The sequence below is a fragment of the Pseudomonas sp. MS19 genome, assembly GCF_013277615.1.
Classification (GTDB): Bacteria; Pseudomonadota; Gammaproteobacteria; order Pseudomonadales; family Pseudomonadaceae; genus Aquipseudomonas; species Aquipseudomonas marincola.
The window spans coordinates 91,136-114,846 of sequence record NZ_VBTO01000016.1 but is presented as its reverse complement, the minus strand read 5'-3'; the positions used below and the strand labels follow the sequence as shown (position 1 = coordinate 114,846).

The 23,711-nt window shown below is 57.9% G+C and carries 23 protein-coding genes and 1 pseudogene; 6 read left to right on the top strand and 18 right to left on the bottom strand.

The window, feature by feature from the left end:
* Positions 1-11 precede the first annotated feature (11 nt).
* From FEZ62_RS17465 to FEZ62_RS17400, 14 genes are all read right to left on the bottom strand, one after another.
* A complete protein-coding gene (locus FEZ62_RS17465) occupies positions 12-683 on the bottom strand; it encodes a DNA-3-methyladenine glycosylase I (protein ID WP_172929238.1) in 672 nt (223 codons plus the stop codon).
* 75 nt (positions 684-758) lie between these two features.
* Positions 759-2,003, bottom strand: coding sequence for a flagellar hook-associated protein FlgL (gene flgL, locus FEZ62_RS17460; protein WP_172929236.1), 1,245 nt, complete (start codon positions 2,001-2,003; stop codon positions 759-761).
* A gap of 27 nt (positions 2,004-2,030) precedes the next feature.
* Positions 2,031-4,070, bottom strand: coding sequence for a flagellar hook-associated protein FlgK (gene flgK, locus FEZ62_RS17455; RefSeq protein WP_172929234.1), 2,040 nt, complete (start codon positions 4,068-4,070; stop codon positions 2,031-2,033).
* An 8-nt stretch (positions 4,071-4,078) separates the two neighbouring features.
* Positions 4,079-5,269, bottom strand: coding sequence for a flagellar assembly peptidoglycan hydrolase FlgJ (gene flgJ / locus FEZ62_RS17450; RefSeq protein ID WP_090508676.1), 1,191 nt, complete (start codon positions 5,267-5,269; stop codon positions 4,079-4,081).
* Positions 5,270-5,282: 13 nt separating this feature from the next.
* The gene (locus tag FEZ62_RS17445; RefSeq protein WP_069899175.1) at positions 5,283-6,389 is read right to left on the bottom strand and encodes a flagellar basal body P-ring protein FlgI; all 1,107 of its coding nucleotides are present in this window, start codon (positions 6,387-6,389) and stop codon (positions 5,283-5,285) included.
* 8 nt (positions 6,390-6,397) lie between these two features.
* Positions 6,398-7,093, bottom strand: coding sequence for a flagellar basal body L-ring protein FlgH (gene flgH, locus FEZ62_RS17440; protein ID WP_172929231.1), 696 nt, complete (start codon positions 7,091-7,093; stop codon positions 6,398-6,400).
* Between the two features lie 53 nt (positions 7,094-7,146).
* Positions 7,147-7,932, bottom strand: a complete 786-nt coding sequence (flgG, locus tag FEZ62_RS17435; protein ID WP_069899179.1) for a flagellar basal-body rod protein FlgG — start codon at positions 7,930-7,932, stop codon at positions 7,147-7,149.
* A 46-nt stretch (positions 7,933-7,978) separates the two neighbouring features.
* Positions 7,979-8,719: a flagellar basal body rod protein FlgF gene (locus tag FEZ62_RS17430; protein ID WP_069899181.1), complete on the bottom strand. Its 741-nt coding sequence runs from the start codon at positions 8,717-8,719 to the stop codon at positions 7,979-7,981.
* Between the two features lie 241 nt (positions 8,720-8,960).
* The gene (gene flgE, locus FEZ62_RS17425) at positions 8,961-10,322 is read right to left on the bottom strand and encodes a flagellar hook protein FlgE (protein WP_172929229.1); all 1,362 of its coding nucleotides are present in this window, start codon (positions 10,320-10,322) and stop codon (positions 8,961-8,963) included.
* A 43-nt stretch (positions 10,323-10,365) separates the two neighbouring features.
* The gene (gene flgD / locus FEZ62_RS17420; RefSeq protein WP_172929227.1) at positions 10,366-11,040 is read right to left on the bottom strand and encodes a flagellar hook assembly protein FlgD; all 675 of its coding nucleotides are present in this window, start codon (positions 11,038-11,040) and stop codon (positions 10,366-10,368) included.
* A gap of 20 nt (positions 11,041-11,060) precedes the next feature.
* Positions 11,061-11,507: a flagellar basal body rod protein FlgC gene (gene flgC / locus FEZ62_RS17415; protein WP_069899187.1), complete on the bottom strand. Its 447-nt coding sequence runs from the start codon at positions 11,505-11,507 to the stop codon at positions 11,061-11,063.
* A 14-nt stretch (positions 11,508-11,521) separates the two neighbouring features.
* Entirely contained in the window at positions 11,522-11,929 is a 408-nt protein-coding gene (gene flgB / locus FEZ62_RS17410) for a flagellar basal body rod protein FlgB (protein WP_090508679.1), read from the bottom strand.
* Between the two features lie 1,182 nt (positions 11,930-13,111).
* Positions 13,112-13,939: a protein-glutamate O-methyltransferase CheR gene (cheR, locus tag FEZ62_RS17405; protein WP_069899191.1), complete on the bottom strand. Its 828-nt coding sequence runs from the start codon at positions 13,937-13,939 to the stop codon at positions 13,112-13,114.
* Positions 13,940-14,041: 102 nt separating this feature from the next.
* Positions 14,042-14,977, bottom strand: a complete 936-nt coding sequence (locus FEZ62_RS17400) for a chemotaxis protein CheV (protein ID WP_172929226.1) — start codon at positions 14,975-14,977, stop codon at positions 14,042-14,044.
* Between the two features lie 76 nt (positions 14,978-15,053).
* Between FEZ62_RS17400 and flgA the strand changes: the two genes are divergently transcribed.
* The 4 genes from flgA to FEZ62_RS17380 all read left to right on the top strand — a co-directional run bounded on the left by flgA (position 15,054) and on the right by FEZ62_RS17380 (position 17,694).
* On the top strand, positions 15,054-15,797 hold the full coding sequence (gene flgA / locus FEZ62_RS17395) for a flagellar basal body P-ring formation chaperone FlgA (RefSeq protein WP_150547253.1): 744 nt from the start codon (positions 15,054-15,056) through the stop codon (positions 15,795-15,797).
* A 192-nt stretch (positions 15,798-15,989) separates the two neighbouring features.
* A complete protein-coding gene (flgM, locus tag FEZ62_RS17390) occupies positions 15,990-16,310 on the top strand; it encodes a flagellar biosynthesis anti-sigma factor FlgM (protein WP_069899197.1) in 321 nt (106 codons plus the stop codon).
* Between the two features lie 93 nt (positions 16,311-16,403).
* The gene (locus FEZ62_RS17385; RefSeq protein ID WP_172929225.1) at positions 16,404-16,874 is read left to right on the top strand and encodes a flagellar protein FlgN; all 471 of its coding nucleotides are present in this window, start codon (positions 16,404-16,406) and stop codon (positions 16,872-16,874) included.
* A gap of 70 nt (positions 16,875-16,944) precedes the next feature.
* Positions 16,945-17,694 (top strand): flagellar brake protein, encoded by a 750-nt coding sequence (locus tag FEZ62_RS17380; protein WP_172929224.1) that lies wholly within the window; start codon positions 16,945-16,947, stop codon positions 17,692-17,694.
* 6 nt (positions 17,695-17,700) lie between these two features.
* Here the strand turns inward: FEZ62_RS17380 and FEZ62_RS17375 are convergent, their stop codons facing one another.
* The 4 genes and pseudogenes from FEZ62_RS17375 to FEZ62_RS17360 all read right to left on the bottom strand — a co-directional run bounded on the left by FEZ62_RS17375 (position 17,701) and on the right by FEZ62_RS17360 (position 22,204).
* Positions 17,701-18,318, bottom strand: coding sequence for a TIGR04282 family arsenosugar biosynthesis glycosyltransferase (locus FEZ62_RS17375; protein WP_069899203.1), 618 nt, complete (start codon positions 18,316-18,318; stop codon positions 17,701-17,703).
* Positions 18,315-19,007 (bottom strand): TIGR04283 family arsenosugar biosynthesis glycosyltransferase, encoded by a 693-nt coding sequence (locus FEZ62_RS17370; protein WP_172929220.1) that lies wholly within the window; start codon positions 19,005-19,007, stop codon positions 18,315-18,317. Before FEZ62_RS17370 ends, FEZ62_RS17375 begins: the two co-directional genes overlap by 4 nt.
* A gap of 425 nt (positions 19,008-19,432) precedes the next feature.
* Positions 19,433-20,695 (bottom strand): annotated as a pseudogene (locus tag FEZ62_RS17365) (MFS transporter); the annotation flags it as partial.
* Between the two features lie 267 nt (positions 20,696-20,962).
* Entirely contained in the window at positions 20,963-22,204 is a 1,242-nt protein-coding gene (locus tag FEZ62_RS17360; RefSeq protein WP_170860548.1) for a glutamine synthetase family protein, read from the bottom strand.
* Between the two features lie 444 nt (positions 22,205-22,648).
* Between FEZ62_RS17360 and FEZ62_RS17355 the strand changes: the two genes are divergently transcribed.
* Both FEZ62_RS17355 and FEZ62_RS17350 read left to right on the top strand, forming a co-directional pair.
* Positions 22,649-23,266 (top strand): phage infection protein, encoded by a 618-nt coding sequence (locus tag FEZ62_RS17355; protein ID WP_172929216.1) that lies wholly within the window; start codon positions 22,649-22,651, stop codon positions 23,264-23,266.
* A 202-nt stretch (positions 23,267-23,468) separates the two neighbouring features.
* Positions 23,469-23,693, top strand: coding sequence for a hypothetical protein (locus FEZ62_RS17350; RefSeq protein WP_172929214.1), 225 nt, complete (start codon positions 23,469-23,471; stop codon positions 23,691-23,693).
* Positions 23,694-23,711: the final 18 nt, after the last annotated feature.

Here is a 23,711-nt window from a genome sequence, read left to right as displayed (position 1 = left end):
CCGCTCCAGACTCAGTGATTAACCGTGTGCGCGAGCATGACGGACAACTGGCACAGCGGCCGCCCGCTTTGCTCCTGCCAACTGTTGAAGAGTGCCTGCACCGCTGCCAGCTCTTTGAGGCTGGTGGGCGCTTTATCCACGACTTTCTGCGCCTTGAGCGCCGCTACCATGTCATCCGTCGGCACAAAGGTGTCTTTACCGACCATACGCAGAAAACGCGGCGCCGATAAACCGCCCAATTGCGTGCCCTGCTTGGCCAGGTATTTCCACAGCCCCACGATGTCGCTGCTCGGCCAGTCGGCGATCAGCGCGCCAAAACTGCCACGACGCTGGCGCTCATCGAGAATGAATTGAGCATTGCGCGGCACGCTCTTGAGCTTGCCGAGATGGCGGATGATGCGCGAATCCTGCATCAGGTTTTCCAGCCGCTCCGCCCCCATCAACACCACTTTTTCGGGATCGAAGCCGAAGAACACCTGCTCGAAAGCAGGCCATTTGGCGTCCACAAGGCTGTGTTTGAGCCCGGCGCGGAAAATCCGCAGGCTCATGGTCGAGAGATAACGGTCATCACTCAGCTCACGCAGGTACTGCTCGCTCTGCGGCTGCGGCAGGCGCGCTTCCAGCGCACGGCTTGAGCCAAAGCGGTTCAGGCAGTATTCGTGGAGCCATTGGTAGTCGTGCATTGCATGCTCTGTTGCCAACAAATCAGCAACAGAGCATGCCTGAGCAGGCGCAGGCTGAAAAGATCAATCGAGGGTTCAGAGCTTGTTGAACAGGTTCAGGCCACTGATTTTCACATAGCTCTGCTGCGCCGCTTCGAGAATGATCGACTGGAAGGACAAGCGCGACAACGCCTCGGCGTAATCCAGCTCACGCAGGTCTGCCTGCACCGATTTGTTGACCAGCGAGACGTCGTCATTATCAGTCTGGGTAGTTTCAATGGTGTTCAGGCGCGCACCGATCTTGCCTCGTGTGAGGTCGATGGTGGTCATGCCGTTGTCCAGATTGGTAATAGCCAGTGCCACTGCATCGCGGGTCTGGCGGTTGCCGGCATCCGAGTCCGGCGCGGACTCCAGCGACTTACGTAAATCCGCGATGGTATTGAGTATGCCGATCTTGTTCGGCGGCGGGCTCGCCGGATTGGCATCCGGGCCGGTTACCACAAAACTTGCACCGCCAGGCGGTGTGCCATTGATGAACAGCGACGTACCGGCATATTTGACCTGCGTATCCTTGCCCTCTTCCAGCACACCATTGGTCACCTCACCGGTATCAAGATTGGTGATGGAGTACTTGGTCGGGTCAGTCGGATCAAAATTCAACTGGATACCGGCCGTTGGGAAATTGGCAAACGCGACCTCATCCTCAATCAGCATACCGCTGACGGTCGAGGCAGGCGCAGCCGGTGTTGAGTTGTCGGTAAGCGACAGGCGACCGGCGTTGACGGCACTCTGGAAGATCGCCAGACCGTTATCGCTGATCGGCACATTCAGTGAGGCAGAAATCTGCAGCGTGCGCTGGCCTTCATCTCCGGTATAGCTGTAGCTGCCATCCGGATTGCGCACGAACGGCTGACTTTTGCCCTGAAAACCGGCAAACAGGTATTCACCACGGGCGTTGCGCGTATTCATCAACCCCAGCAGTTCATCCTCACGCTGGCCCAGTTCCGCAGAAATAGACTGCCGGTCAGCCTGGCTCAATGCGCCGTTACCGGCCTGCACGGCCAGCTCACGCACGCGCTGCATGATCGTGTTGACCGAGTTCAGGGTGACCTCTTCCTGCGTCAGGCTGCTGTTGGCCGCCGTCAGGTTGCTGCTGTACTGGCCCAGCACATTCTGCTGCTGCTCAAGTTGCAGCAGGCGCACCGATGCCACCGGATCATCGGCCGGGGTCAGAATCCGGTTACCGGTACTGATCTGCTCTTGCGTGCGAGTGGCGTCGGCGTAATTGCGCTGCAGCCCGGAGACCCCGTTGTTAAACGCCTGAATAGTGGAAATACGCATAGGGCCTCCTTAAGCAGTTTTGGGTAATTAGCGGAACGTGCCAATCAGGGTATCGAACAACGAGCGCGCAACTTGAATCACCTGCGCCGAGGCGTTGTAGTACTGCTCGAACTTGATCAGGTTGGCCGCCTCTTCATCGAGGTTGACCGCCGAAAGCGAATCGCGGTTATCGGTGGCCTGCTTGAGAATCGCGGTGGTTGCCTCGCTGTCCTGACGCGCCTGCGCGGTGAGCGTGCCGACCCGCTCCACTGTGTCGCCGTAGCTGTCGGTGAAACTGGAGCCGGTGGCAATTCCGGTTACGGTCGGGTCAACCCCGATCACCTGTTTGTTTTGCAGATCGACCAGTTGCAGCGCGTTGCGGTTATCCGACACGCCGGTGGCATTGAATGCCAGAGTAAATGTGTCGCCCTGCTCTGGCTTGCCGCTGATAGTGAACTCAATGGTCTGGCCGCCCGAAGTCAGGGTGTAGGTATTCACCTGCCCCGGCACGAAACTACCGCCACCTTTGAGCGTAAGCGTGTCTGGCGCGGCCACCGTGAAGCCGGTTGTCGCGTCGTAGCTCAACTCTTTGCTGAAGCCTTGCAACGCAGCGATATCCAGCGCGCTGCCGTTGGACACCAGCGTTGGCTGGGACATAACGCCCGTGCCGCGGTTATCACCGATGATGTTGCCGTTGGCATCAAGCGAGCCGTTAATCGAGCGGATCGGCGCGGCGAACGCCAGTTGATCCGGCTGATCCAGTGTGACTTCGATCGTACCGGCAGCGCGGCGCGTTGGCTGCAACTGGAACACGTCACCCTTCTGCACGGCTGCCGGGTCAATTTGTACATTGAAGCCTTGATCGCGACCGGCGCTGTCGGTGAACGTCAGGCTGACCTCAGTGCTCGGCGCCGGCAAAGCCGTGACCTGCACATCGATCTTGGCGCCGTCACTGATTCGCCGCGCGGTGTAATTGGTGCCATCGAACTCCAGCCGATAATCGCTGGTGGTCAGCGACTCGGTGTCGCCGATGTACAACGCAGGCGACGCCGTACCGGTATTGCCCGACGCACTTTTGACCCTTAAGGCTGCCAGATCGGCCGTGTTGTAGTCGCCAAACAGCGACGACCCGGCCTGCCCTTTGAGGTCGACACCCTGACCCAACTGCGAATTGATCTGGTCGCTGATCGACAACGCCAGGCGCCCGAGCGAGTTCAGTGTCGGGTCGAGCGTCTCCGAGCGATAGCGCACTAGCCCGCCCAGTTCACCGCCGCTGATCAAACTGGTCACGCCCTGGCGAGAGGTGCCGCTGACAAATTCGATCTCGAAACGGCTCGGGTCTTCCTTGCCAGCGGTCGCTTCAAGCCGGTTGGCGCTGCTGCCGACAACCAGCGGCTGGCCGGTGCCGATAAATATATTCACCGTGTTGTCGTCTTGCGGCACGGTGGTAACGCCAACATAGGTTGCCAACTGACGCACGGCTTCCTCACGCGCATCGAGCAAGTCGTTGGGCTGCTGGCCGTTGGCGGCTGATTTGGCAATCGCATCGTTGAGGCTGGCGATCGAACCGGACAAACGGTTGATCTGATCGGTCACCGCGCTCATCTGAGTGTTAATGAAGCTGTTCTGCTCGGTGATCCGGTCGCTCACAGTATTGAAACGCCGCGCCAAGCCTTCGGCCTGAGACAGCACCAATTGCCGAGCCGGAATATTCGACGGATCTTCGGCCGCTGTTTGCAGCGCCGAAAAGAAATTCTGCATGGCCGGCGAGATACCGGTTGTGGAGCCTGCCAGCAACGAATCGAGCTGCTCGATCTGGGCTTTATAGGCTTCCACATCGCTGCTCAGTGAGGTGCTGCTGCGCACCTGATTGGTCAGAAACTCACTGTAGCTGCGGCGCACGTCGGTCAGGGTCGTGCCCGAACCGATAAAGCCGGCGCCGGTGTATTGCGGCGTGCGGGCGCCCTGCACCGTGCTCTGACGGGTAAAACCTGGCGTGTTTACGTTGGTAATATTGTGCCCGGTGACCGCCAGCGAAGTCTTGTTCGAGGACAGCCCGGACAGGCCAATATTCAGTAGGTCAGCCATGGCTTAACTCATCCCTGCGTTGAAAGATTGCCCGCGGCGGCAATGGTTTGATAGGTGGCCATCTTGCGCGCGATCTGCGACACCTTACGGGCGTAGTTCGGGTCGGTGGCATAACCGGCCTGTTGCAGCTTTTGCACGAAACGCTCGGGGTTGGCCGTCGAGTTCAACGCCCCTTCATAGCGGCCATTGTTCTGCAAAAAGCTCACGTAATCGTCGAAGCTCTGGGCAAACGAGTCATAGGCGCGGAACGATGCGGGCTCTTTGACCGCCACCCCGTTTTCATATTCAGTGGTCATGACCTTGGCCGAATCGCCGCCCCAACTGTTGTGGCTCTTGATGCCGAACAGGTTGTGACTGGTCGAGCCATCTTGCTGGCGGATGATTGACTTGCCCCAACCAGTTTCAAGCGCCGCCTGAGCCACCAGATAACGCGCTTCGACGCCAATCTTGGCGGCCGCTTTTTCTGCCATCGGCATCATGGTTGCAATGAAGTCTGCCGGTGACGAGAACACTGATTTCTTCGAGGCAGCGCTTTCAGGCTCCTGACCGTTAATGCTCAGGCCTTTGTCTGGCGGCGCTGCGTAAGCACTGGCAGCTACCCAATCCTGCTTGGCCAATGGCTGGCCAACGCTGTCTGCACTCGGCGTGATGCCGGCCATCAGGCGATCACTCAACTTGCTCGGCAACGACAGCCGACGGCGGTTGAGCAGCGCCGAATCATCACGAGAGGCGTCAGTTTTGCTCGATGTCGTGGCCACTACCTGAGCGCCGCTAACAGCAGCCGTACCGGTAACAGCCGCTGCATCCGTAACCTCGGTAACCGCCTTGGCAAATGGATTAGGGCGATCGCTGCCGCTCTTCATTCCAGCCATCTGCCGCGCCAGCACTTCAGCCAAACCGATGCCATTCTGGTTGTTCGACAGGCTCACCGAGAGCTGCTGGTCGTACATATCCTGATAGGTTTTGCTTTCGCTGCTGTTCATGAAGTTGCCTTCACCAAAGCCTGCGTTGGCGGCACGCATGGCTTTGAGCATTTCATTGAGAAACAGCGACTCGAACTCTTTGGCCACTTTCTCGATATTGGCCTGACTGTCGCCACCAACCTTGAGGTTGTTCAGGCGATTGAGATCAGTGAACGCGCCAGTATCCGGGCCAGCGGTGCTGGCGCCGAGGAGTCCGGCCTGCAGTCGAGATTCCATGAGCCTAACCTGCTTAAATCACGATCAGGTCGGCTTGCAACGCACCGGCCTGCTTCAACGCTTCAAGAATGGCCATCAGGTCGGATGGCGCTGCGCCCACCTGATTAACCGCACGTACAATTTCATCCAGCGTGGTGCCAGGGCCAAACTTGAACATCGGTTTGGTCTCTTGCGTGGCATCGACCCGCGAGCGCGGCACAACGGCCGTCTGGCCACCGGACAAGGCATTCGGCTGGCTGACAATCGGGTCTTCGGTAATGGTTACGGTCAAGCTGCCATGCGTGACTGCCGCAGGCTGCACGCGCACATTCTGGCCAATGACAATGGTGCCGGTACGCGAGTTGATGATGACCTTGGCCACGGCCTGACCCGGCTTGACCTCGATATTTTCCAGCACCGACAAATAGTCGACACGCTGGCTGGTATCCAGCGGCGCACTGACCCGCACCGAACCGCCATCAATTGCCTGTGCCACACCTGGCCCGAGCAGATCGTTGATCTGGTCGACAATATGCTTGGCGGTCGTGAAATCCGGGCGATTGAGGTTGAGTGTCAGCGTGTTGCCCTGATCAAAGCCGCTCGGCACAGTCCGCTCGACCGTGGCGCCACCCGGAATACGCCCGGCGGATGGCACGTTCACGGTGATTTTCGAACCGTCGCCACCTTCGGCGTCAAAGCCGCCAACCACGAGATTGCCCTGCGCGATGGCGTAAACGTTGCCATCGATACCTTTAAGCGGCGCCATCAACAGGCTACCGCCGCGCAAGCTTTTCGAGTTACCGATCGAAGACACGGTGATGTCGATCGTCTGCCCCGGCTTGGCGAATGCAGGCAGATCGGCATGAATGGAAACCGCCGCGACGTTCTTCAACTGCACGTTGCCACCGGCCGGCACCTTGATGCCGAACTGGGCCAACATATTGTTGAAGGTCTGCACCGTGAATGGCGTTTGGGTGGTCTGGTCGCCCGTGCCATTCAGGCCCACAACCAAACCGTAGCCGATCAACTGGTTAGTGCGCACGCCCTGAATGGTGGCGATGTCCTTGAGCCGTTCAGCTTGCGCCATTGCAGCCAGCGACAGGGCTAAAACGCCGAGCAACCATTTCGACAAGGTATTCATCGGCAACCTCAAAATGGCCACAGCGGGCTTATGAAAAACTGGTCAAGCCAACCGGGTTGGCTGGCATCGGCAAAGGCGCCGGTCCCCGAATAAGTGATGCGCGCATCGGCAACCCGGGTCGAGGAAATGGTGTTATCGGTGGCCACGTCGTCCGAGCGCACCAAGCCGGCAATGCGTACCAGCTCATCGCCGGTATTGAGCGTCAGCCACTTTTCGCCGCGCACAGAGAGAATCCCGTTCGGCAGCACTTCAGCGACGGTAACGGTGATCGAGCCGCTCAAGCTGTTGCTCTGGTCCGCCTGACTGTCACCTTTGGTCGCCCGGTTGCCGCCGTATTCGGCGCCCAAGGTCAGGCTGTTATCCGAGAACGGGTTAGCGCCGCTGACGGTGCCGCCAAACAATGAGGTCAGGCCAAGCTTGGTGCTGCTGTCTTTCTGGATTTGCGAGCCGGCATTTTTGCTGGCCTGGGTTTTCTCGTTTAGCGTGATGGTGATGATGTCGCCCACGCGGTAAGCCTTGCGGTCACCGTACAGATTGTTCTCGAAACCTGACTGATAGATCGAGCCATTGTTCTGCGCCGCCGGCAGTGGCGTGCGCGGTAAAACCGGCGCGTAATACGGGTCGTTAGCCTTGGGCGGTGGCGAAATACAACCACTCAGGGCGACCGCGCTTAACGCTGCGAATATCAAATTTAACCGGTTCATTACTGCATCCTCGCGGCGCGCTCAATCAGTGTGTCTGGCGAAACCAATCAGCATTAAAGATTCTGGGAAACAAAGCTCAGCATCTGGTCTGCGGTGGAAATCACTTTCGAGTTCATCTCGTAAGCACGCTGAGTGGTGATCATGTTCACCAACTCCTCAACCACGCTGACGTTGGAGTTCTCCAAGGTGTTCTGCAATGTGGTGCCCAAGCCGTTCAAGCCCGGAGTCCCTACCTGCGGCGCACCACTTGAAGAGGTTTCCAGAAACAGGTTATTGCCCATTGCCTGCAAACCGGCCGGGTTGATGAAGTCGGCAATCTGCAAGTTACCCACAACCTGCTGCTGCGGGCTGTCTGGCGTGGTTATCGAAACCGTGCCGTCTTCACCCACGGTGAAGGTGCTGACGTTGTTCGGCAGAACAATCGCCGGCTCAAGCGCAAAACCGTTGGAGGTAACGATCTGGCCATCCGAGTCCAGGTGAAAGGTGCCGTCACGGGTGTAAGACACCGTGCCATCGGGCTGCAATACCTGAAAGAAGCCGCGACCGTTAACCGCCAGATCCAGCGGCTGATCGGTGGTTTGCAGGCTGCCTGCGGTAAAGTTTTTCTGGGTGCCGACGATGCGCACACCGGTGCCCAGCTGGAGGCCGGAAGGCAGTTGGCTGTCTTGGCTGGACTGACCGCCAGGTTGCCGGCGGATCTGGTACAGCAAGTCCTCGAACTCGGCGCGATCACGCTTGAAGCCTGTGGTCGAAACGTTGGCCAGGTTGTTGGAAATGGTGGTCAGGTTCATGTCCTGTGCAGACAAACCTGTCTTGCTGACCCACAAAGCCGGAAGCATATCGAATCTCCTCTAGCGACGTTTTCACGGCGCTATGTACTGTTGATTAGCTAAGTTGCAAAACCCGCGCCATCGACGAAGCATTGTCTTCGGCGGTGCGCATCATCTTCACTTGCAGTTCGAATTGACGGGACAGAGACAGGATGGCGGTCATCTCTTCCACCGCGTTGACGTTGCTGGACTCAAGGAAGCCCGACGTCACGCTGACAGCGCCATCCGCCAGCAGCGGCTGCGCGCCTTTGTAATGGATCATGCCGTCAGTGCCCTTCTCCATCTGCTTGAGATCCGGGTTAACCAGCTTCAGGCGGTCGACTTCAGCCAGCACACTTGGCCCCTCACCCAAGGCACGGATGCTGATAGTGCCGTCTTGGCCGATCTCGACTTTTTGCTCTGGCGGCACGGCAATCGGTCCGGCATTGCCCATCACCGGCAAACCGTTGCCGGTGCGCAATACGCCCAGCGCATCGACGTTCAGGCTGGCGGTGCGTACATACGCTTCACTGCCGTCCGGCGCCTGTACCGCCAACCAGCCGTCACCGCCCACGGCCACATCCAGATCGCGCCCAGTTTCCTGCAACGAGCCTGGGGTGAAGTCGGTGCCTGGCCGCTCGGTCATGGCAAAAACACGGGATGGAAAAGTGTCGCCAAACATCGGCATCGAACGCGCCTGCTCGAAATCGCGGCGAAAGCCACTGGTCGAGATGTTCGCCAAATTGTTGGCGTGGGCACGTTGTGCGAGGGTGTTGTTTTGGGCTCCAGTCATGGAGACGTACAGCATCTTGTCCATGTTCTTCTCCGAGATAGGCTTGCCGCCTGCTGCTCTATACAAGCAATACAGCAAAGGCTGTGCCAACCCTCGAATAAAAACACTAAGCTGCTGATTTACAACGATTTAATAAACAAAAAAAGACGCCAAAAGGCGTCTTTTAAAATGGCTGTCGGCGACCCTTTGCCGCTACCGGCAACGCGCTTTGCCAAACCGGCACCGCCCGGCTCAGGTGACCCAAGCCGGACGGGAGCCGAGACTATCAACGCAGGTTGATGATGGTCTGGGTAACTGCACTTTCGGTTTCGATGGTCTTGGCATTGGCCTGATAGTTACGCTGTGCAACGATCAGGTTAACCAGCTGATCAGACAACTCCACGTTGGAGTCTTCCAGCGCGCCGGCCTGCAACGAACCCAGCGTGCCGCTGCCCGGAGGGTTACGCACCGGCTCACCCGACTCGGACGACTGCACCCACTGCGTCTTGCCGATTGGCGAAAGCCCTTGCACGTTCGCAAAGTTGGCCAGCACCACTTGCCCCTGCACCTTCGATTGCCCGTTGGTGTAGCGCGCAAATATCTGCCCGGTTTCATCAATCTGCAAGCCAGCCAACTCACCCGTGGTGTAGCCGTTCTGGCTGACACTGTTGACCGCGAACGAACTGGAGAACTGGGTTGAGCCGCGCATGTCAAACTTGAAACCAGTCGCCGCAGCGGTCGAACCGTTGGCTACAAATGTGCCGGAACCGGCAGGCTGCTCAACAGCCGGCGTCCAGCTGCCCGGACCAAAGTCCAGCACGCCTGGAGTGGAGGTGGTTACCGAGGCCGGTGTTGCCACCGGTGTGCCGGGCGCTGGACCGACCAGCGTATCGGTTGGCACCGCACTGACCAGATTACCTGCGGCATCGAAAGACACATCAAACGAGTACGGCACGCCCGGGTTTGCTGCGTCCAAGTCTGGACGCTGGCCATCCACCAACACCGACATGGTCCACTGGTTGGAAGTACCCTTAGTGAAGTACTGCGTCATCACGTGGGCGTTGCCCTGTGAGTCGTAAATATTGGTCGAGGTCGACGAGTTATAAGTCGTCGGGTCGGCCGGGTTGAACGGCGAGTTGGTCGGCGTGGTGCTGGTCGAGTTGAGGTTGAAAACCTGGCCGACTTCACTGGTCGGCTTGGGCGCCTGACTGGCCGTCTGCACCTGCAGGTTACCAACCACACCCGGCTGCAGAACGCCGTTGGCATCAACGGTGTAACCCTGCAAGTTATTGCCGGTGTTATCGACAATAAAGCCGTTGGTATCGGTACCGAAATAGCCGGCACGGGTGTAGCTCAACGCACCGTTATTACTGACCTGAAAGAAACCGTTGCCGTTAATGGCAAGGTCCAGCGCGTTCTGGGTGTAATTGATGTTGCCTTGATTGAACAGCTGCGCAACGTTGCTCAGCAGCACGCCGCTACCGGTGGCATTCTTACCCGTACCCAAAACCGATGAGGCATACACATCGGCAAACTCGGCCCGCGACTGCTTGAAGCCTGCGGTGCCGGCGTTGGCGATGTTGTTGCCCGTGATATTGAGGTCACTGGTTGCCGCGCGCAGGCCGCTGAGACCAATATTAAACGCCATGCAATACTCCTTTGCCGGCAAAACCGGCGATTAAATACTTGGATTACTCACCAATGACCTGCACTGAAGACAGCGCAACGCTGCCCAGCCCCGCGAGGTTGAGCATCAATTCGCTGCCACCCAAGGTGACGCTGTCGACGTTCGCCGGCAGCATCGTGTAGAGCCCCTGGTTACCGTCTGGGTAACTTGCCTGCGCCTCGAACTTGTATTTGCCGGGCGGCATCAAATTGCCGTCGCTGTCCTTGCCATCCCAAATGAAGCTGACATTGCCAGCCTCTTGTGCCCCCATGTTGATCCGGCCCACCGCCGCCCCCGTAGAGTCGGTGATGTTGACGAATACGTTACTGCTGCTGACCGGCAGCAACAGGCTGGCCTTGAAGCTCTGACTGGTATCGACCACCGCGCTGTCGGTCGGCACGATCACCTTACGTCCCACCAGAGACGAGGCCTGCAACGCCTGCGAAGACTGGTAGCCGGAAACCAGCGAATCGACGCTGCCGTTAAGTTGCTGAATCCCTTCTACCTGGCTGAACTGCGCCAGCTGGGCGATGAACTCGCCGTTACCTTGCGGCTCCAGCGGGTTCTGGTTATTCAGTTGCGCCACCAGAAGGTTAAGGAACTGGTCCTTGCCCAACTCCTCGCCGCTGTCGGATTGCTGCTTGACCGAGTACTGGTCAAGCACCGAAGCGCTAACACCACTTGTGCTATCAATGCTCATGGACTTCCCTCACGGATGGCTCACTGACCCAGGGTCAGGACCTTCTGCAACATTTGTTTGGCGGTATTCATCATTTCGGCGTTGGTCTGAAAAGCCCGGCTGGCAGAGATCATGTCGGCCATTTCTTCAACCACATTGACGTTCGGGTAGTAGACGTAGCCGTCTTTATCCGCCGCCGGATGGTTCGGCTCGTAACGCGGCATCAAGGTGCTTTGATCTTCGACAATGCCCAGCACCTGCACACCACGACCGGCTTCATCCTGCTCGGCGAACAGCGAGCCACGGTCACCGCCTGCCGCCTGCTGGCCGAGCACGGTGGCAAACACCGGATGGCGCGCGCGATAGGTCTGATCCAGGCTTGAGGACACGGTCTCGGCGTTGGCGATGTTGCTCGAAATGGTATTGAGGCGCGTGCTCTGAGCACTCATACCGGTACCGGCAATATTGAATACGCTTGCTAGTGACATGGCATCAGGCTCCTTTATTCGCCGCGCAGGGCGCTGACGAGCCCTTTGAATTTACTGTTGAGCAAGGTGAAGCTGGCCTGGAAATCCACCGCGTTCTGCGCGTAGTTGGATTGCTCAAGTTGCTCATCGACGGTGTTCTGATCCAGCGAAGGGCTAAGCGGTGTGCGGTACTTGAGGCTCTCAGTGCTGAACGACACCGTGTCAGCGGCAATGTGCCGGCTGTTGGTCACGTTGAGGCCGCTCATGGCGTTCTTGTTGGCGCCCGCCTGCTCGGCGAGAACCGAGGCAAAGTCGAGATCACGCGCTTTGTAATTAGGCGTGTCAGCGTTAGCCATATTGTTGGCCAGCACTTCTGCACGCTGAGCGCGGAAGCCCAGTGCTTTTTCGTGGATGCCGAGAGCGCTTTCGAAGCTGATGCTCATACTCAGGAACCTTTGCCGTTAGCCTTGCCAGTTGATCTGTGCAAGTCATATAGCAAACCCTGTGCCATTATTAAAAACCCATATAAATCAGCATCTTGGATATTTAAAGCAGCGAATGAAGAGGCAAAGCGGCAAGGCTTTTCCGCATGCGGCAAGCAGATGAGACAACCTTGCCGCCCGCCACACCGCGTCAAAACCAATCCAAGCTCAATCGAAACCAACCAACCCAAACCAACCCAAACCGGAGGATGGATAGCCCCAACAGGGCAATCCGTCGGGCGATATCGGCAACAACACATAATTCACGCAAGGAGGCATCACCGCGCACAACCCGCAACACCCACCCCGCATCAAGCAAAAATCCAGCCGCACCCCATAGATCGCCATGACGGATTAGCCTGCGGCTTATCCATCCTCCGCCGTGGTCCGCCGTGGTCCGCCGCAGGTGGGGCGCGGGATTTGTGTAGGCGCTGCGATCACCACACAACCGGAGGATGGATAGCCCCAACAGGGCAATCCGTCGGGCGATATCGGCGTCAATGCATGGCTCACGCGAAGGGGGATCACCGCGCACGCCCGCATTTCAAGCCATGCGCCCCGCATCAAGCACAATCAGCCGCAACCGACAGATCGCTATGACGGATTAGCCTGCGGCTTATCCATCCTCCGCCGTGGTCCGCCGTGGTCCGCCGCAGGTGAGACGCAAGATTTGCGCTGTCGCTGCGATCGCCACACAACCGGAGGATGGATAGCCCCTGCGGGGCAATCCGTCGGACGATATTGGCGGCAATGCATGATTCACGCGAGGAGGCAACACGGCGCACGCCCGCATTTCATGCCATGCACCCCGCCTCCAGCAATATCCAGCCGCAGCCCATAGATCGCTATGACGGATTAGCCTGCGGCTTATCCATCCTCCGTCGTGGTCAGCCGTGGTCCGCCGTGGGTTGGGCGCAGGATTTACGCTGTTGCAGCGTTCGCCGCACAACCGGAGGATGGATAGCCCCTGCGGGGCAATCCGTCGGGCGATATTGGCGTCAATGTATGGTTCACGCGAAGGGGTATCGCAGGTATCGCATCAAGCAAAACCCTGGCATACCCCGAATACAAAAATGACGGATTAACCCGCGGTTAATCCGTCACTCATCAAACATCAGCAAAGCACCGTGTGGAACGAGCGAATCACTTGACCTTGTAGATGATGCCCGGGCTGCACTGCACCATCTGGAACAACTCGGGCAGGCCGTTAAGCGCCTCCGATGCGCCTAACACCAGATAACCGCCCGGCTTCAATGTCGCGTGCATGCGGGTGAGGATGTCGCGCTTTACCTCGGCCGAGAAGTAGATCAGCACGTTGCGGCAAAACACGATGTCGAACTTGCCCAACCCGGCGTAGCTATCGAGCAGGTTTAACGGGCGAAACTCGACGCGGCTTTTGATTGCTGGCTTGACCTGCCAGCGACCTGGCGCCTTCACATCGAAATAACGATTGAGCCGGTCTGGCGACAAGCCACGGCCGATGGCCAGGCTGTCGTACTCGCCGGTCTTGCAGTTTGCCAGCATCGACGGCGACAGGTCGGTCGCGACAATCTGCACGCCTCCGCGCAACTGACCGATGTTGCTCTTCTCGAATTCATCGATGCTCATCGACAGCGAATAAGGCTCTTGCCCCGACGAACAGGCGGCCGACCAGATGCGCAAGCGCTGGCCGGGGAACGTCTTGATCATCTCGGGCAACAGACGTTTCTTCAGCACTTCGAAGGGATAAGTATCGCGAAACCACAGCGTTTCGTTAGTGGTCATGGCATCCACAACCTGCTCGCGCAAACCACTGCGCGGAGCGCTCTGCATGCGTTGAACCAACTCACCAAGCGTTGTGATGCCGTGCTGGGCCATCAACTTGTTCAGCCGGCTGGACACCAGATACTGCTTGTTGGCACCCAACAGAATGCCGCAAGCCTTTTCCAGAAAAGCCCGGAACTGATCAAAATCCAAATTACCTGAAGACAATCGTCAGCCCTGCTTAATATGAAAGTCTTGGCGACTTTACATGAGTTGTATAACAAATGACCAATATCCGGCAGCGCACTGCCGCCGGATGTTCGAGCCGGCTTACGCGGGCTCGACGGCACCATTGATGCGCTCGACGACTCGCATCGCCAGATCATCGGGGCGGAACTTGGCCAGGAAATCATCCGCGCCAACCTTCTTGACCATTGCCTGGTTGAAGACACCAGACAACGAGGTGTGCAGCAGAATGTGCAAACCGGCCAAACGACTGTCATCTCTAATAGCCGCGGTCAGGGTGTAGCCGTCCATTTCCGGCATTTCGATGTCGGATATCAGCATCAACAATTCATCGCTGGGCGAGCGGCCTTGATCAAGCATGCCGCGCAGATAATCCAGCGCCTGACGCCCATCATTCAGGGCCGTGACCTCAACACCCACAGTCTGCAGACAACGCATGACCTGCTTGCGCGCCACCGATGAGTCATCGACGATCAACACATGCTTGTTCACCGCAAGGTCCTGGGTCTGCTGATCGACAACCCCGACCGAGATGACCTCGGATGTCGGCGACACTTCAGCCAGCACCTTTTCGACGTCAATGATCTCGACCAGATTATTCTCCAGCTGCGTCACTGCCGTCAGGTAATGGTCGCGGCCGGTTCCCTTGGGTGGCGGATGAATCGCTTCCCAGTTCATGTTGACGATGCGTTCCACCGCACCGACCAGAAACCCCTGAACCTTGGTGTTGTATTCGGTGATGATCACAAAGCTGCTTTCAAGGTCTGCCAGCGCACGTTTGCCGGTTGCCATCGACAGGTCAATGATCGGAATCGTCCCGCCACGAATATTCGCAACGCCACGCACCACAGGGTTCGAGCGCGGCATGCAGGTGAGTTTCGGGCACTGCAGCACCTCTTTCACCTTGAACACGTTAATCCCGTAGATCTGCTTGCCGTTAAGGCGAAACAGCAACAGCTCCAGGCGATTCTGGCCGACCAGCTGCGTGCGCTGGTTGACTGAATCCATGATACCGACCATACCCAAACTCCTTTGCCTGAGTAACCAACATTGCGCTCAGTCGTGCAGACGGCACGGGGCTTGCTTTTGACTTCGCATGAATGCAAAAACGACGACATACTGGCGCCGATCACTTCAAGGCCGCTACCTCACAGGCGCATTAATTGGCGCGCTGAGCCTTTCAGCACAGGCAACAACCTTGTCTGACCAGCTTATCGGCGCGACCCGCGAGTTTCTTGAGCTGTCCGTGAGCGACTATTTACAACGCAGCTCTATCAGCGGCCGTCACGAGATCGAGATCAAGCGCATAGACCCGCGTTTGCGCCTGCCGACCTGCGACAATGATTTGACTGTCACCCTCGAAAGCCCCAGCGAGCCAGTGGGCCGTGTCACCATGCGCGTGCGCTGTGACAGCACAGCCCGTTGGACGGTGTTTGTACCGGGCGAGGTACATCTGTATCGCGACGTAGTGATCGCCCAGCGCCCACTTAAGCGACGAGCGGTATTAAGTTCGGCAGATATTGCACTGGCCGAACGCGACATCGGCAGCCTCAATCAAGGCTATCTGACCTCGCTCAATCAGGCGCTCGGCAAAAAACTGACGCGCACCCTGCGCCCGGACCAAGTGCTCACACCGGCCACAATCGAACTGGCAGAAGCGGTCCGGCGCGGCGATCAAGTCACCATCACCGCCAGTTCGGGTGGCATTCAGGTCAGAATGCCCGGAGAAGCGTTGTCTGATGGCGCAGTTGGCCGCCAGATCAGCGTGCGTAATGTGCGCTCGAGTCGGGTGGTAAAGGCTCGCGTAACCGGGCCGGGACAGGTTGAGGTCAACATGTAAGTGACGCGCGTCTGGTTTAATAGAGGTGCAGGCTGTCGGTTAAGCACTTGCTGGATTAAACTGCGCGACAGGCATCACCCGAAATACCGGCTTCGCCTTGCCAATGAGATTTTTTATCAAAAAGGCTAAAGTTTTTGCGAATGAGACCGAAATACTGTGTAAGCGTCCATTCACTGCCTGAGGTTTCGAACTATGGTCATCGACTTAAATCGCCCAATCAACGCACCTACTCCGGGTAATACCGGCCGTACCGGCGCAGCCAAATCTGGCACTGATACGATTAAAGACCCGGCCACCAGCGCTGCCGAAACCGGCAAGGCTGCAGGCGGCGAGTCCGTCAAGCTCAGCAGTGAAGCCCAGCACATGCAAAAAGCCACGGAAGACCTGAAATCAACGCCGGTTGTCGACAGCGAGCGTGTAGCCAAACTCAAGCAAGCCATTGCTGACGGCAGCTACCAAATAGACAATCAGCGAGTTGCCAGCAAACTGCTGAACCTAGAATCCCAGCGCTAGCCCACGGGCGGCCCTGGTGTGTTGGACGCCTGACAGCCGGAAACACAGGCAGTTACTGCCTGCGCGACCGTCTGCAACTACCTAGAGCCTGTGATGCACGACACCAAACTGTTGCAGTTGATTAACGCCGACATGATCACTGCCGAGCAACTTGCCGAATTGATCGACCGCGAGTTCACGGCCCTTGGCGAGCGCGACCTGAAACAACTCGACAGCCTTCTGAGCGCGAAAACGCCGCTGCTGGCGCTGCTCGACCAGAATGCCAAAGCCCGTAGCCAGTTGTTACTGGAACTGGGCCTGACGGCAGATCGCGCCGGCCTGCAGAGCGTCGCTGCCAACAGTGGCGTCGGTGCTGACTTGCTGACACAAAGCGAAGCCCTGTCCCTGTTGCTCGAACGTTGCCAAGCTGGCAATCTTCGCAACGGCCGTTTGATCCGCACAAGCCAGGCATCGACCCGATCAATGCTCGGCATCCTGCGCGGCAACGACAGCGCCCCAACGCTCTACGACAGCACCGGTGGCACCTCTCGCACCGGGCAGCAACGACCACTGAGCCAAGCTTAAATAATAAGACGCCGCCGACCTGATGCACTCGCTGCGTCCGACCACGGCATGTCATGGAGAATTATCTAGCGTGTCCAGCCCTTTCCAAGATACCGACGGCCCGCAGCCACCGAAGCTGCTGAAAGCTCATGCAGAGATCGTCGCCAACTTGCGCCTCCTGCAGGACAGCAATCAGCCGTTGGTACTCAGCTTCAATGGTCGCAATCAGCGCTTCCAGAGTTTCATTGTGGAGGTGGACAGTGACAACGGCCGTCTGATCCTGGACGAACTGGTGCCCAACGATGGCGAACGTTTCCTTAAAAACGGCGAGCAATATGCAGTTCAGGCGTTCCATGATGGCGTGCGCATCGCCTGGGAATGTGACCGCGCAACCCAAATCACCGATCAGGGAAGCTCACGCTGCTACATCGCCCCTTTGCCGCTGGAAATCAGCTACTACCAACGCCGCAGCGCCTATCGCGCACCGCTCAAGCAATCGGACGTGGTCGAGATTGAACTGGCGGGAAACAAATTGCGCAAAGCCCTCAACGGGGGACTTCAGGATATCTCGGCGACGGGCTGCAAGCTGAAGATCAAGGGCGATGTCAGCGAGTCACTGCAATCCGGCCAGGTGTATGAAAAGTTCACCGCCAAACTGCCGTTTGGCGCAATCACCACGGCGGTGGAACTGCGCCATATCAGCTATGACGAAAAACTTGATACGACCATCGTGGGCGCCCGCTTCTACCGGATGGAGGGGTTGATTCAGCGCAATATCGAGCGTTTCGTCTACCAACTCCAGCGCGAAGCACGCCGCTTCGAAAGCGAAAGTTTTCTCTGAGCTGACTCACACCTCGATGCGAATCCCCAGACTTGCCAAACGTGGCAAGTCCTCCGGGCGATCGACATCCCATAACGGGTCCAGCAGATGATGCGCCCAACCGAGCTGGCGCAAACGCTGGCAGGTTTTGCGTAAAACCTTCTCTGTGCCCCAAGGCATATCACTGAACAGCAGCGGATCGAGCTGGCGCAAGCCGAGCAGCACATAACCGCCATCTTCGGCCGGGCCAATCACCGCAGGATTCTTGCTCAGCGCGGAACAGGCTTGTTGCAGGTATTCGCCATCCAGCGCGGGGCAGTCATTGCCGATCAGCATGACCGCGTCGCTACCGGCGAGCCCCAAGGCTGCAATGGTTCGCATACGCTCGCCAAGATCACCGGCCGGCTGCTCCACCAGCGTCCAGCCATGCTCATCGGCAAGCGCCTGAACGCTTTCATCCGGGCCGTCGTCCAGCCAGATAAAACGGTCACTGAAACCCTCTGCCGGCAGGCGCATCGCCCGCTCCAGCATCAGGCGCTGCAAGTCGCATGAACCCTCAGGCCCCAACGCCGGGATCAGCCGGGTCTTTACGCGCCCGGGAATGGGCGAGCGTGCGAGCATGTGCAGTGAAATCGACAAACTCATGAGCGAGAACCTCGCTGATAGTCGCGCGCTAACTGATCGGGATTAGCGCCGCAATAATAGGCCAAACGCAGCCTCCACATTAGCCATACAGTACGCCAAACTCCGTTGGTCTCCCAACGCCGGCTTGAGGTCAGCAATGCCGGACGCAAGCAGACTGGGCGTTGCAGGCGCTTCATGCGGCGGCTCAGTTCAATGTCTTCCATCAGGGCAATATCGGCAAAACCAGCATGTTGCGCAAACACCTCGCGCTTGATGAATATCGCTTGATCACCACTGGCGACACCGGTCAGCCGCGAGCGCAGGTTAATCATCGTTCCTATCAGGCGCAAAGACGGCCCGCCACTGGAGAGCCGCACATCAAAACGCCCCCAAAGCGGACGCTTGAGCAGGGTATCAAGCAAACGTTGCAATGCCGCTGCACTCACACGCGTATCGGCGTGAACAAACCACAGGTAGTCGCCGCTGGCTGCCGCCGCACCGGCATTCATCTGCCGGGCGCGCCCTGGCGCACTTTGCAGCAATTTATCAACCAGTGGCGCGACCCGCTCAGGGGTGCCATCGGTGCTGCCGCCATCAACCACGATGATCTCGGCACCAGCGCTGCGTAACGGCGCCAGGTCGTTCAGCAGCAGGGGCAACGCCTCGCGCTCATTACGCGCAGGAATCACGATACTGAGCAGCTCAGCCATTATTAATCCCGCTTATCAGGGTTGGCGGGCGCATCGTTCTCGGTGCCAGCCGAGTTGGCGCCGTCAATCGCCTCACCCTGCGACAGCGTACCGGCGAGAGGCGTGCCTGCCGCTGGAATGCTGACTTGCGGTTCTGCCGAGCCGGGCTCTTCAGGCTCAGAGGAAGCGTCAGCTTGCTGTTCATCGGTCTCGCCAAGGGGGATATCGGTGTAAAGATCCTGAATATTGGCGCTGTCTATCTGGGTGGTGCCGGCCGCCCAAACCTCGCTCACCTCAGGCTCCACAACCGCCAGATCAACGCTGGCCAAATGCACGTTACCGACATCGGTTGCCGCACCGATAACCACCTCGGCGGCCGCAGCAGCCTCGGCTTCGAAGATCGCCGCAGCGGCTTCATCTGCTTCGCGCTGTGCGCAAATCTCTTCAGGCTCATCGCACATTTGCTCCTGCACGAAGTGCTCGTCGATACGCGGGTCGAGCGCGGCAACCAACGGCGAACTGGAGATGGCATCGGGCATCGCAATGTGGTGCAGCGGCGCTTCCTGTACCTGATGATCGTTGGTGACGTTCTTGCACTTAACCCGCCAGAACAACAGCAGGCCACAGCCGACAAAGAATGCGTAAAGCATATTGGGGCCGTAGAAGCGCATCAGTACGCCGACCAGCAGCGGGCCAATCGCCGCTCCCAAGCCGAATGTCACCAGCAGCATTACGGTAAGCGAAACCCGACGCTCGTTCTCGACGTGGTCGTTGGCAAACGCCACAGCCAGCGGATAAAGACAAAACAGCAACATGCTCACGGCAAAACCGGCGGCAAACAGGCCCCAAATAGGTAACTGCGCAAAGATCGCCAACGGCAGCGCGGCGATAGCCAAAAGCCCCGAGCAAGTACGAATCAGTTTAACCCGGTCGATCCGGTCCGAAAGCCAACCCAGCGGCCACTGAACGATAAGCCCGGCAAAAATGCAGCAGCCCATGAACATACCGATTTGCTCGGTCGTGAGGCCATAGCGCGCGCCGTATAAAGGTGCGAGACCATAGAACGAGCCAATCATCAAACCGGCAACCGCAATCGTCAGCAAAGACAGCGGCAAACGCTTAAGGAAGAAGCGCATCTCGATAGGCGCCGGATGCAGCGCGGCCGGGTGGAGTTTTTGCGTGAGCGCGACCGGCACCAGACACAAGGCAAAACACAGGGCGATGATCATCAATAGATCAGTGCCCAAACCGGGGTGCACGACCAGCACCAGCTGACCAAAAATAAGCCCCATGTAGGAGGCGCCCATGTAACAGGCGAACACTTGGCCACGCTGCTGGGTGTCGGCCTGCTCATTGAGCCAGCTCTCGACCACCATGTACTGGCACATCATGCACACACCCACCAGCAAACGCAGGGCGATCCATATCGGCAAGGAATCCGTCAGGCCGTGCACCAATACCGCAGCCGTCACCACGCCCGCGCAGGCAACATAGGCGCGGATATGCCCGACCCGGGCGATCAGGTGATGACCAAGTTTGCCGCCCACCACCAGACCCAGATAGTTGGCCGCCATCAAGGCACCCACCCAAAAACCATCGGCTGTTTCTGCAAGGCGCAAGCCCAAATACGTACTTAGCAAGCCCGAGCCGAAGAGCATCAACAGACTGGCGAAATACAATGAACTAAACGACTTCAAAATCAGGGTCATGGCCGCTGAAAAACTCCTAAGTAGCAGCTGCGCGAGCAACAGGGCTCAAACACAGAGATGGGCACGCATGTGCTGGCGATATGAGGATAGACGCAGCGTAAGGATGCGAGGTTACGTGAAATCGCGCAGCCTAACGAATTAGCGGTTCAAGCGCCGTATAAATCTGAAAAATCACCTCACAACAGGGATTCATCATGAAAAAAGCCAGTTGCAGAGTGTGCAACTGGCTTTTTTGCAGCGCTCAGGTGACTGGACCGGTGACGCTAATCAGGCATGAGCCGCCAGCACGCGACGCTCCCAAGGCGTGATCTCTTCAAAGAAGCTGGTCAGCTCCATGTTTTTGGTGGCGATGTAGCCTTCGACAAACTCGGCGCCAAAAGTTTCGACAGCCAACTGACTATTCTGCAGGCGCTCAATAGCCGACTGCATATTGTTCGGCAGCTTCATTTCGCGCGGCACATCGAAGTCGCCCTGAATCGGCGGCGTCGGCTGCAACTCGCGCTCAAGACCATGCAGGCCCGCCGCCAGGCTGGCAGCCAGTGCCAGATACGGGTTGGCGTCAGCACCGGCCAGACGGTTCTCGACCCGTCGCGCAACCGGCGAACTTGCCGGAATACGCAAGCCTGCCGCGCGGTTGTCTTCCGACCAGCACGCATTGTTGGGCGATGCATAAGGGTGGAACAGGCGCTGATAGGAGTTCACGTGCGGTGCAAACAGCAAGGTGAAATCGGCCATCGCAGCCTGCTGGCCGCCAATAAAGTGATAGAACGCCGGTGTAGCCTCACCATTAGCGGCGGTGAAGATATTCTTGCCGGTGCCCTGCTCGACCACACTCTGGTGAATGTGCATCGAGCTGCCCGGTGTGTTGGCCAACGGCTTGGCCATGCACACCACGGTCAGGCCGTGCTTGAGGGCAACCTCTTTGAGCAGGTGCTTGAACAGGAACGTCTGGTCGGCGAGCAGGAGCGGATCGCCGTGCAGCAGGTTGATCTCGAACTGACTAACGCCCATCTCATGCATAAAGGTGTCACGCGGCAGGCCTACCGCCTCCATGCATTTATACACTTCGCTAAAGAACGGTCGCAGGCCACTGTTCGAGCTGACGCTGAACGCGCTGCCGCCATCTTCACGGCGACCATCAAGACCAACCGGCGGCTGAAATGGTTTTTGCGGATCCGGGTTGGCGGCAAAGATGAAAAACTCAAGCTCGGTGGCGACCACGGGCTGCCAGCCGTGCGCGGCATAACGCGCCACTATTTTCTTCAGCAGACCACGAGTCGAAAGGCCTGAGCTGTTGCCATCAAACTCATCCGCATCACAGATGGCGAAGGCACGCGGCGTGTCACTCCAGGGCAGGCGATGAATTTGCCCGGCCACTGCATTGAGGGCCAGATCGCTGTCATCACTGCCATAAAACTTGGCTTCGGGGTATCCACCCATCATGCACTGCAGCAATACGCCGCGTGCCAATTGCAAACGACGGCCTTCGAGAAAGCCATCGGCGGTCATCACCTTCCCGCGCGGAACACCATTGAGGTCAGGGGTTACGCATTCAATTTCATCAACGCCGCGAAGTAGTTCTTCCAGTGCAGGGCGGCTAGCGGTGCTCATGTGTTCTTATCCTTATTTGCGCGAAAAACGGGGTTTAGAGACTGCGCGTACAAAATACGCACCAGCTGTTCAAGATATCAAGCACATACACCGTACTTTTGCGGGTTGTGTGCGCTGCGAGATCAATTTCATCAATTAATTCGATATTTAAAACCTATCTTTAAAATCCCACAAGCGCTTAAAAAAACGCCTCAAAAAATCTATAGAAGGCCGCGCTAGAGCGGCCATAACCAACTATTAAAAACATTGATAATTACCATGCTCACTCGTGTCTTCTTGATCAAATTCTTTTAAGTGAAACTAAACCCATCAACTTACATCGCCCCCACGAGGAGCAACACAATGAAAAAGCAAATCCTAGCTAGCGTGATCCTGGCCACCCTTACCACCAGCGCTTTTGCCTTGCCACTGACTACCCCAACAGTGGACTCCGCCACCATCAGCATCGCTGCTGACGGCGCAGACCATGTTGGCGTCAACCGTGTTGCCGAAGACGGTTTCGACCGCACCAGCATTAACCGTATTGCCGAAGACGGCTTTGACCGCACTGGCGCTAACCGCGTAGCCGAAGATGGTTTCGACCGTACCGGCGCCAACCGCGTAGCCGAAGATGGTTTCGACCGTACCGGCGCCAACCGCGTCGCTGAAGACGGCTTTGACCGCACCGGCGCCAACCGCGTCGCTGAAGACGGCTTCGACCGCACTGGCGTGAACCGCGTAGCCGAAGATGGCTTTGACCGTACCGGCGCCAACCGCGTCGCTGAAGACGGTTTCGACCGCACTGGCGCTAACCGCGTAGCCGAAGATGGCTTTGACCGTACCGGCGCCAACCGCGTCGCTGAAGACGGTTTTGACCGCACTGGCGCTAACCGCGTAGCCGAAGATGGCTTTGACCGTACCGGCGCCAACCGCGTAGCCGAAGACGGTTTCGACCGTACCGGCGCTAACCGCATCAGCTAAGCAGTACCCAGGCTCCTCGCCATTACCCAGGCGTGCTGTTAGCCACATTAAAAAGGCGCCCTACCCGGCGCCTTTTTTACGTCTGCATGAATCTGCTTTTAAGCCTAAGCGATTACCTTGAATGGCCTCACGATAACGGTCTGGCTTGCATATACGCCAAAATGACTTAATAAATGAAGTGTCCCCACTCAAGGTGAACACCATGACTTTTGTCGCACAGTTTTCCGAAGAGCAATTGCCGCTTGAGCGTATGCAGGAACAAGAAGTGTGTTTCGAGTGTGGCGGCAAGCTGACCAACAGCGCCGTTTACTACAACGGATTCGCCAATCATCACCAGCAAAAAACGATCCTGCTCCACCCCGGTTGCGCAGCGGTGATGGGCCAGCGATTGATAACCGATGGCTATCCCAATCGCCGCAAAAGCTGATTGAGCAACACCGCTAAA

Coding starts and splice junctions, on each gene's coding strand:
- flgD (WP_172929227.1), bottom strand. CDS start 11,040: ATGAGCATTGATAGCACAAGTGGTGTTAGCGCTTCGGTGCTTGACCAG.
- FEZ62_RS17400 (WP_172929226.1), bottom strand. CDS start 14,977: ATGGTCGGTATCATGGATTCAGTCAACCAGCGCACGCAGCTGGTCGGC.
- FEZ62_RS17385 (WP_172929225.1), top strand. CDS start 16,404: ATGCACGACACCAAACTGTTGCAGTTGATTAACGCCGACATGATCACT.
- flgA (WP_150547253.1), top strand. CDS start 15,054: ATGAATGCAAAAACGACGACATACTGGCGCCGATCACTTCAAGGCCGC.
- flgJ (WP_090508676.1), bottom strand. CDS start 5,269: ATGGAATCTCGACTGCAGGCCGGACTCCTCGGCGCCAGCACCGCTGGC.
- FEZ62_RS17430 (WP_069899181.1), bottom strand. CDS start 8,719: ATGGACAAGATGCTGTACGTCTCCATGACTGGAGCCCAAAACAACACC.
- flgM (WP_069899197.1), top strand. CDS start 15,990: ATGGTCATCGACTTAAATCGCCCAATCAACGCACCTACTCCGGGTAAT.
- flgE (WP_172929229.1), bottom strand. CDS start 10,322: ATGGCGTTTAATATTGGTCTCAGCGGCCTGCGCGCGGCAACCAGTGAC.
- FEZ62_RS17355 (WP_172929216.1), top strand. CDS start 22,649: ATGAAAAAGCAAATCCTAGCTAGCGTGATCCTGGCCACCCTTACCACC.
- flgC (WP_069899187.1), bottom strand. CDS start 11,507: ATGTCACTAGCAAGCGTATTCAATATTGCCGGTACCGGTATGAGTGCT.
- FEZ62_RS17370 (WP_172929220.1), bottom strand. CDS start 19,007: ATGGCTGAGCTGCTCAGTATCGTGATTCCTGCGCGTAATGAGCGCGAG.
- FEZ62_RS17375 (WP_069899203.1), bottom strand. CDS start 18,318: ATGAGTTTGTCGATTTCACTGCACATGCTCGCACGCTCGCCCATTCCC.
- FEZ62_RS17360 (WP_170860548.1), bottom strand. CDS start 22,204: ATGACCGCCGATGGCTTTCTCGAAGGCCGTCGTTTGCAATTGGCACGC.
- flgH (WP_172929231.1), bottom strand. CDS start 7,093: ATGAACCGGTTAAATTTGATATTCGCAGCGTTAAGCGCGGTCGCCCTG.
- FEZ62_RS17465 (WP_172929238.1), bottom strand. CDS start 683: ATGCACGACTACCAATGGCTCCACGAATACTGCCTGAACCGCTTTGGC.
- FEZ62_RS17350 (WP_172929214.1), top strand. CDS start 23,469: ATGACTTTTGTCGCACAGTTTTCCGAAGAGCAATTGCCGCTTGAGCGT.
- flgG (WP_069899179.1), bottom strand. CDS start 7,932: ATGCTTCCGGCTTTGTGGGTCAGCAAGACAGGTTTGTCTGCACAGGAC.
- FEZ62_RS17445 (WP_069899175.1), bottom strand. CDS start 6,389: ATGAATACCTTGTCGAAATGGTTGCTCGGCGTTTTAGCCCTGTCGCTG.
- flgB (WP_090508679.1), bottom strand. CDS start 11,929: ATGAGCATCAGCTTCGAAAGCGCTCTCGGCATCCACGAAAAAGCACTG.
- flgK (WP_172929234.1), bottom strand. CDS start 4,070: ATGGCTGACCTACTGAATATTGGCCTGTCCGGGCTGTCCTCGAACAAG.
- flgL (WP_172929236.1), bottom strand. CDS start 2,003: ATGCGTATTTCCACTATTCAGGCGTTTAACAACGGGGTCTCCGGGCTG.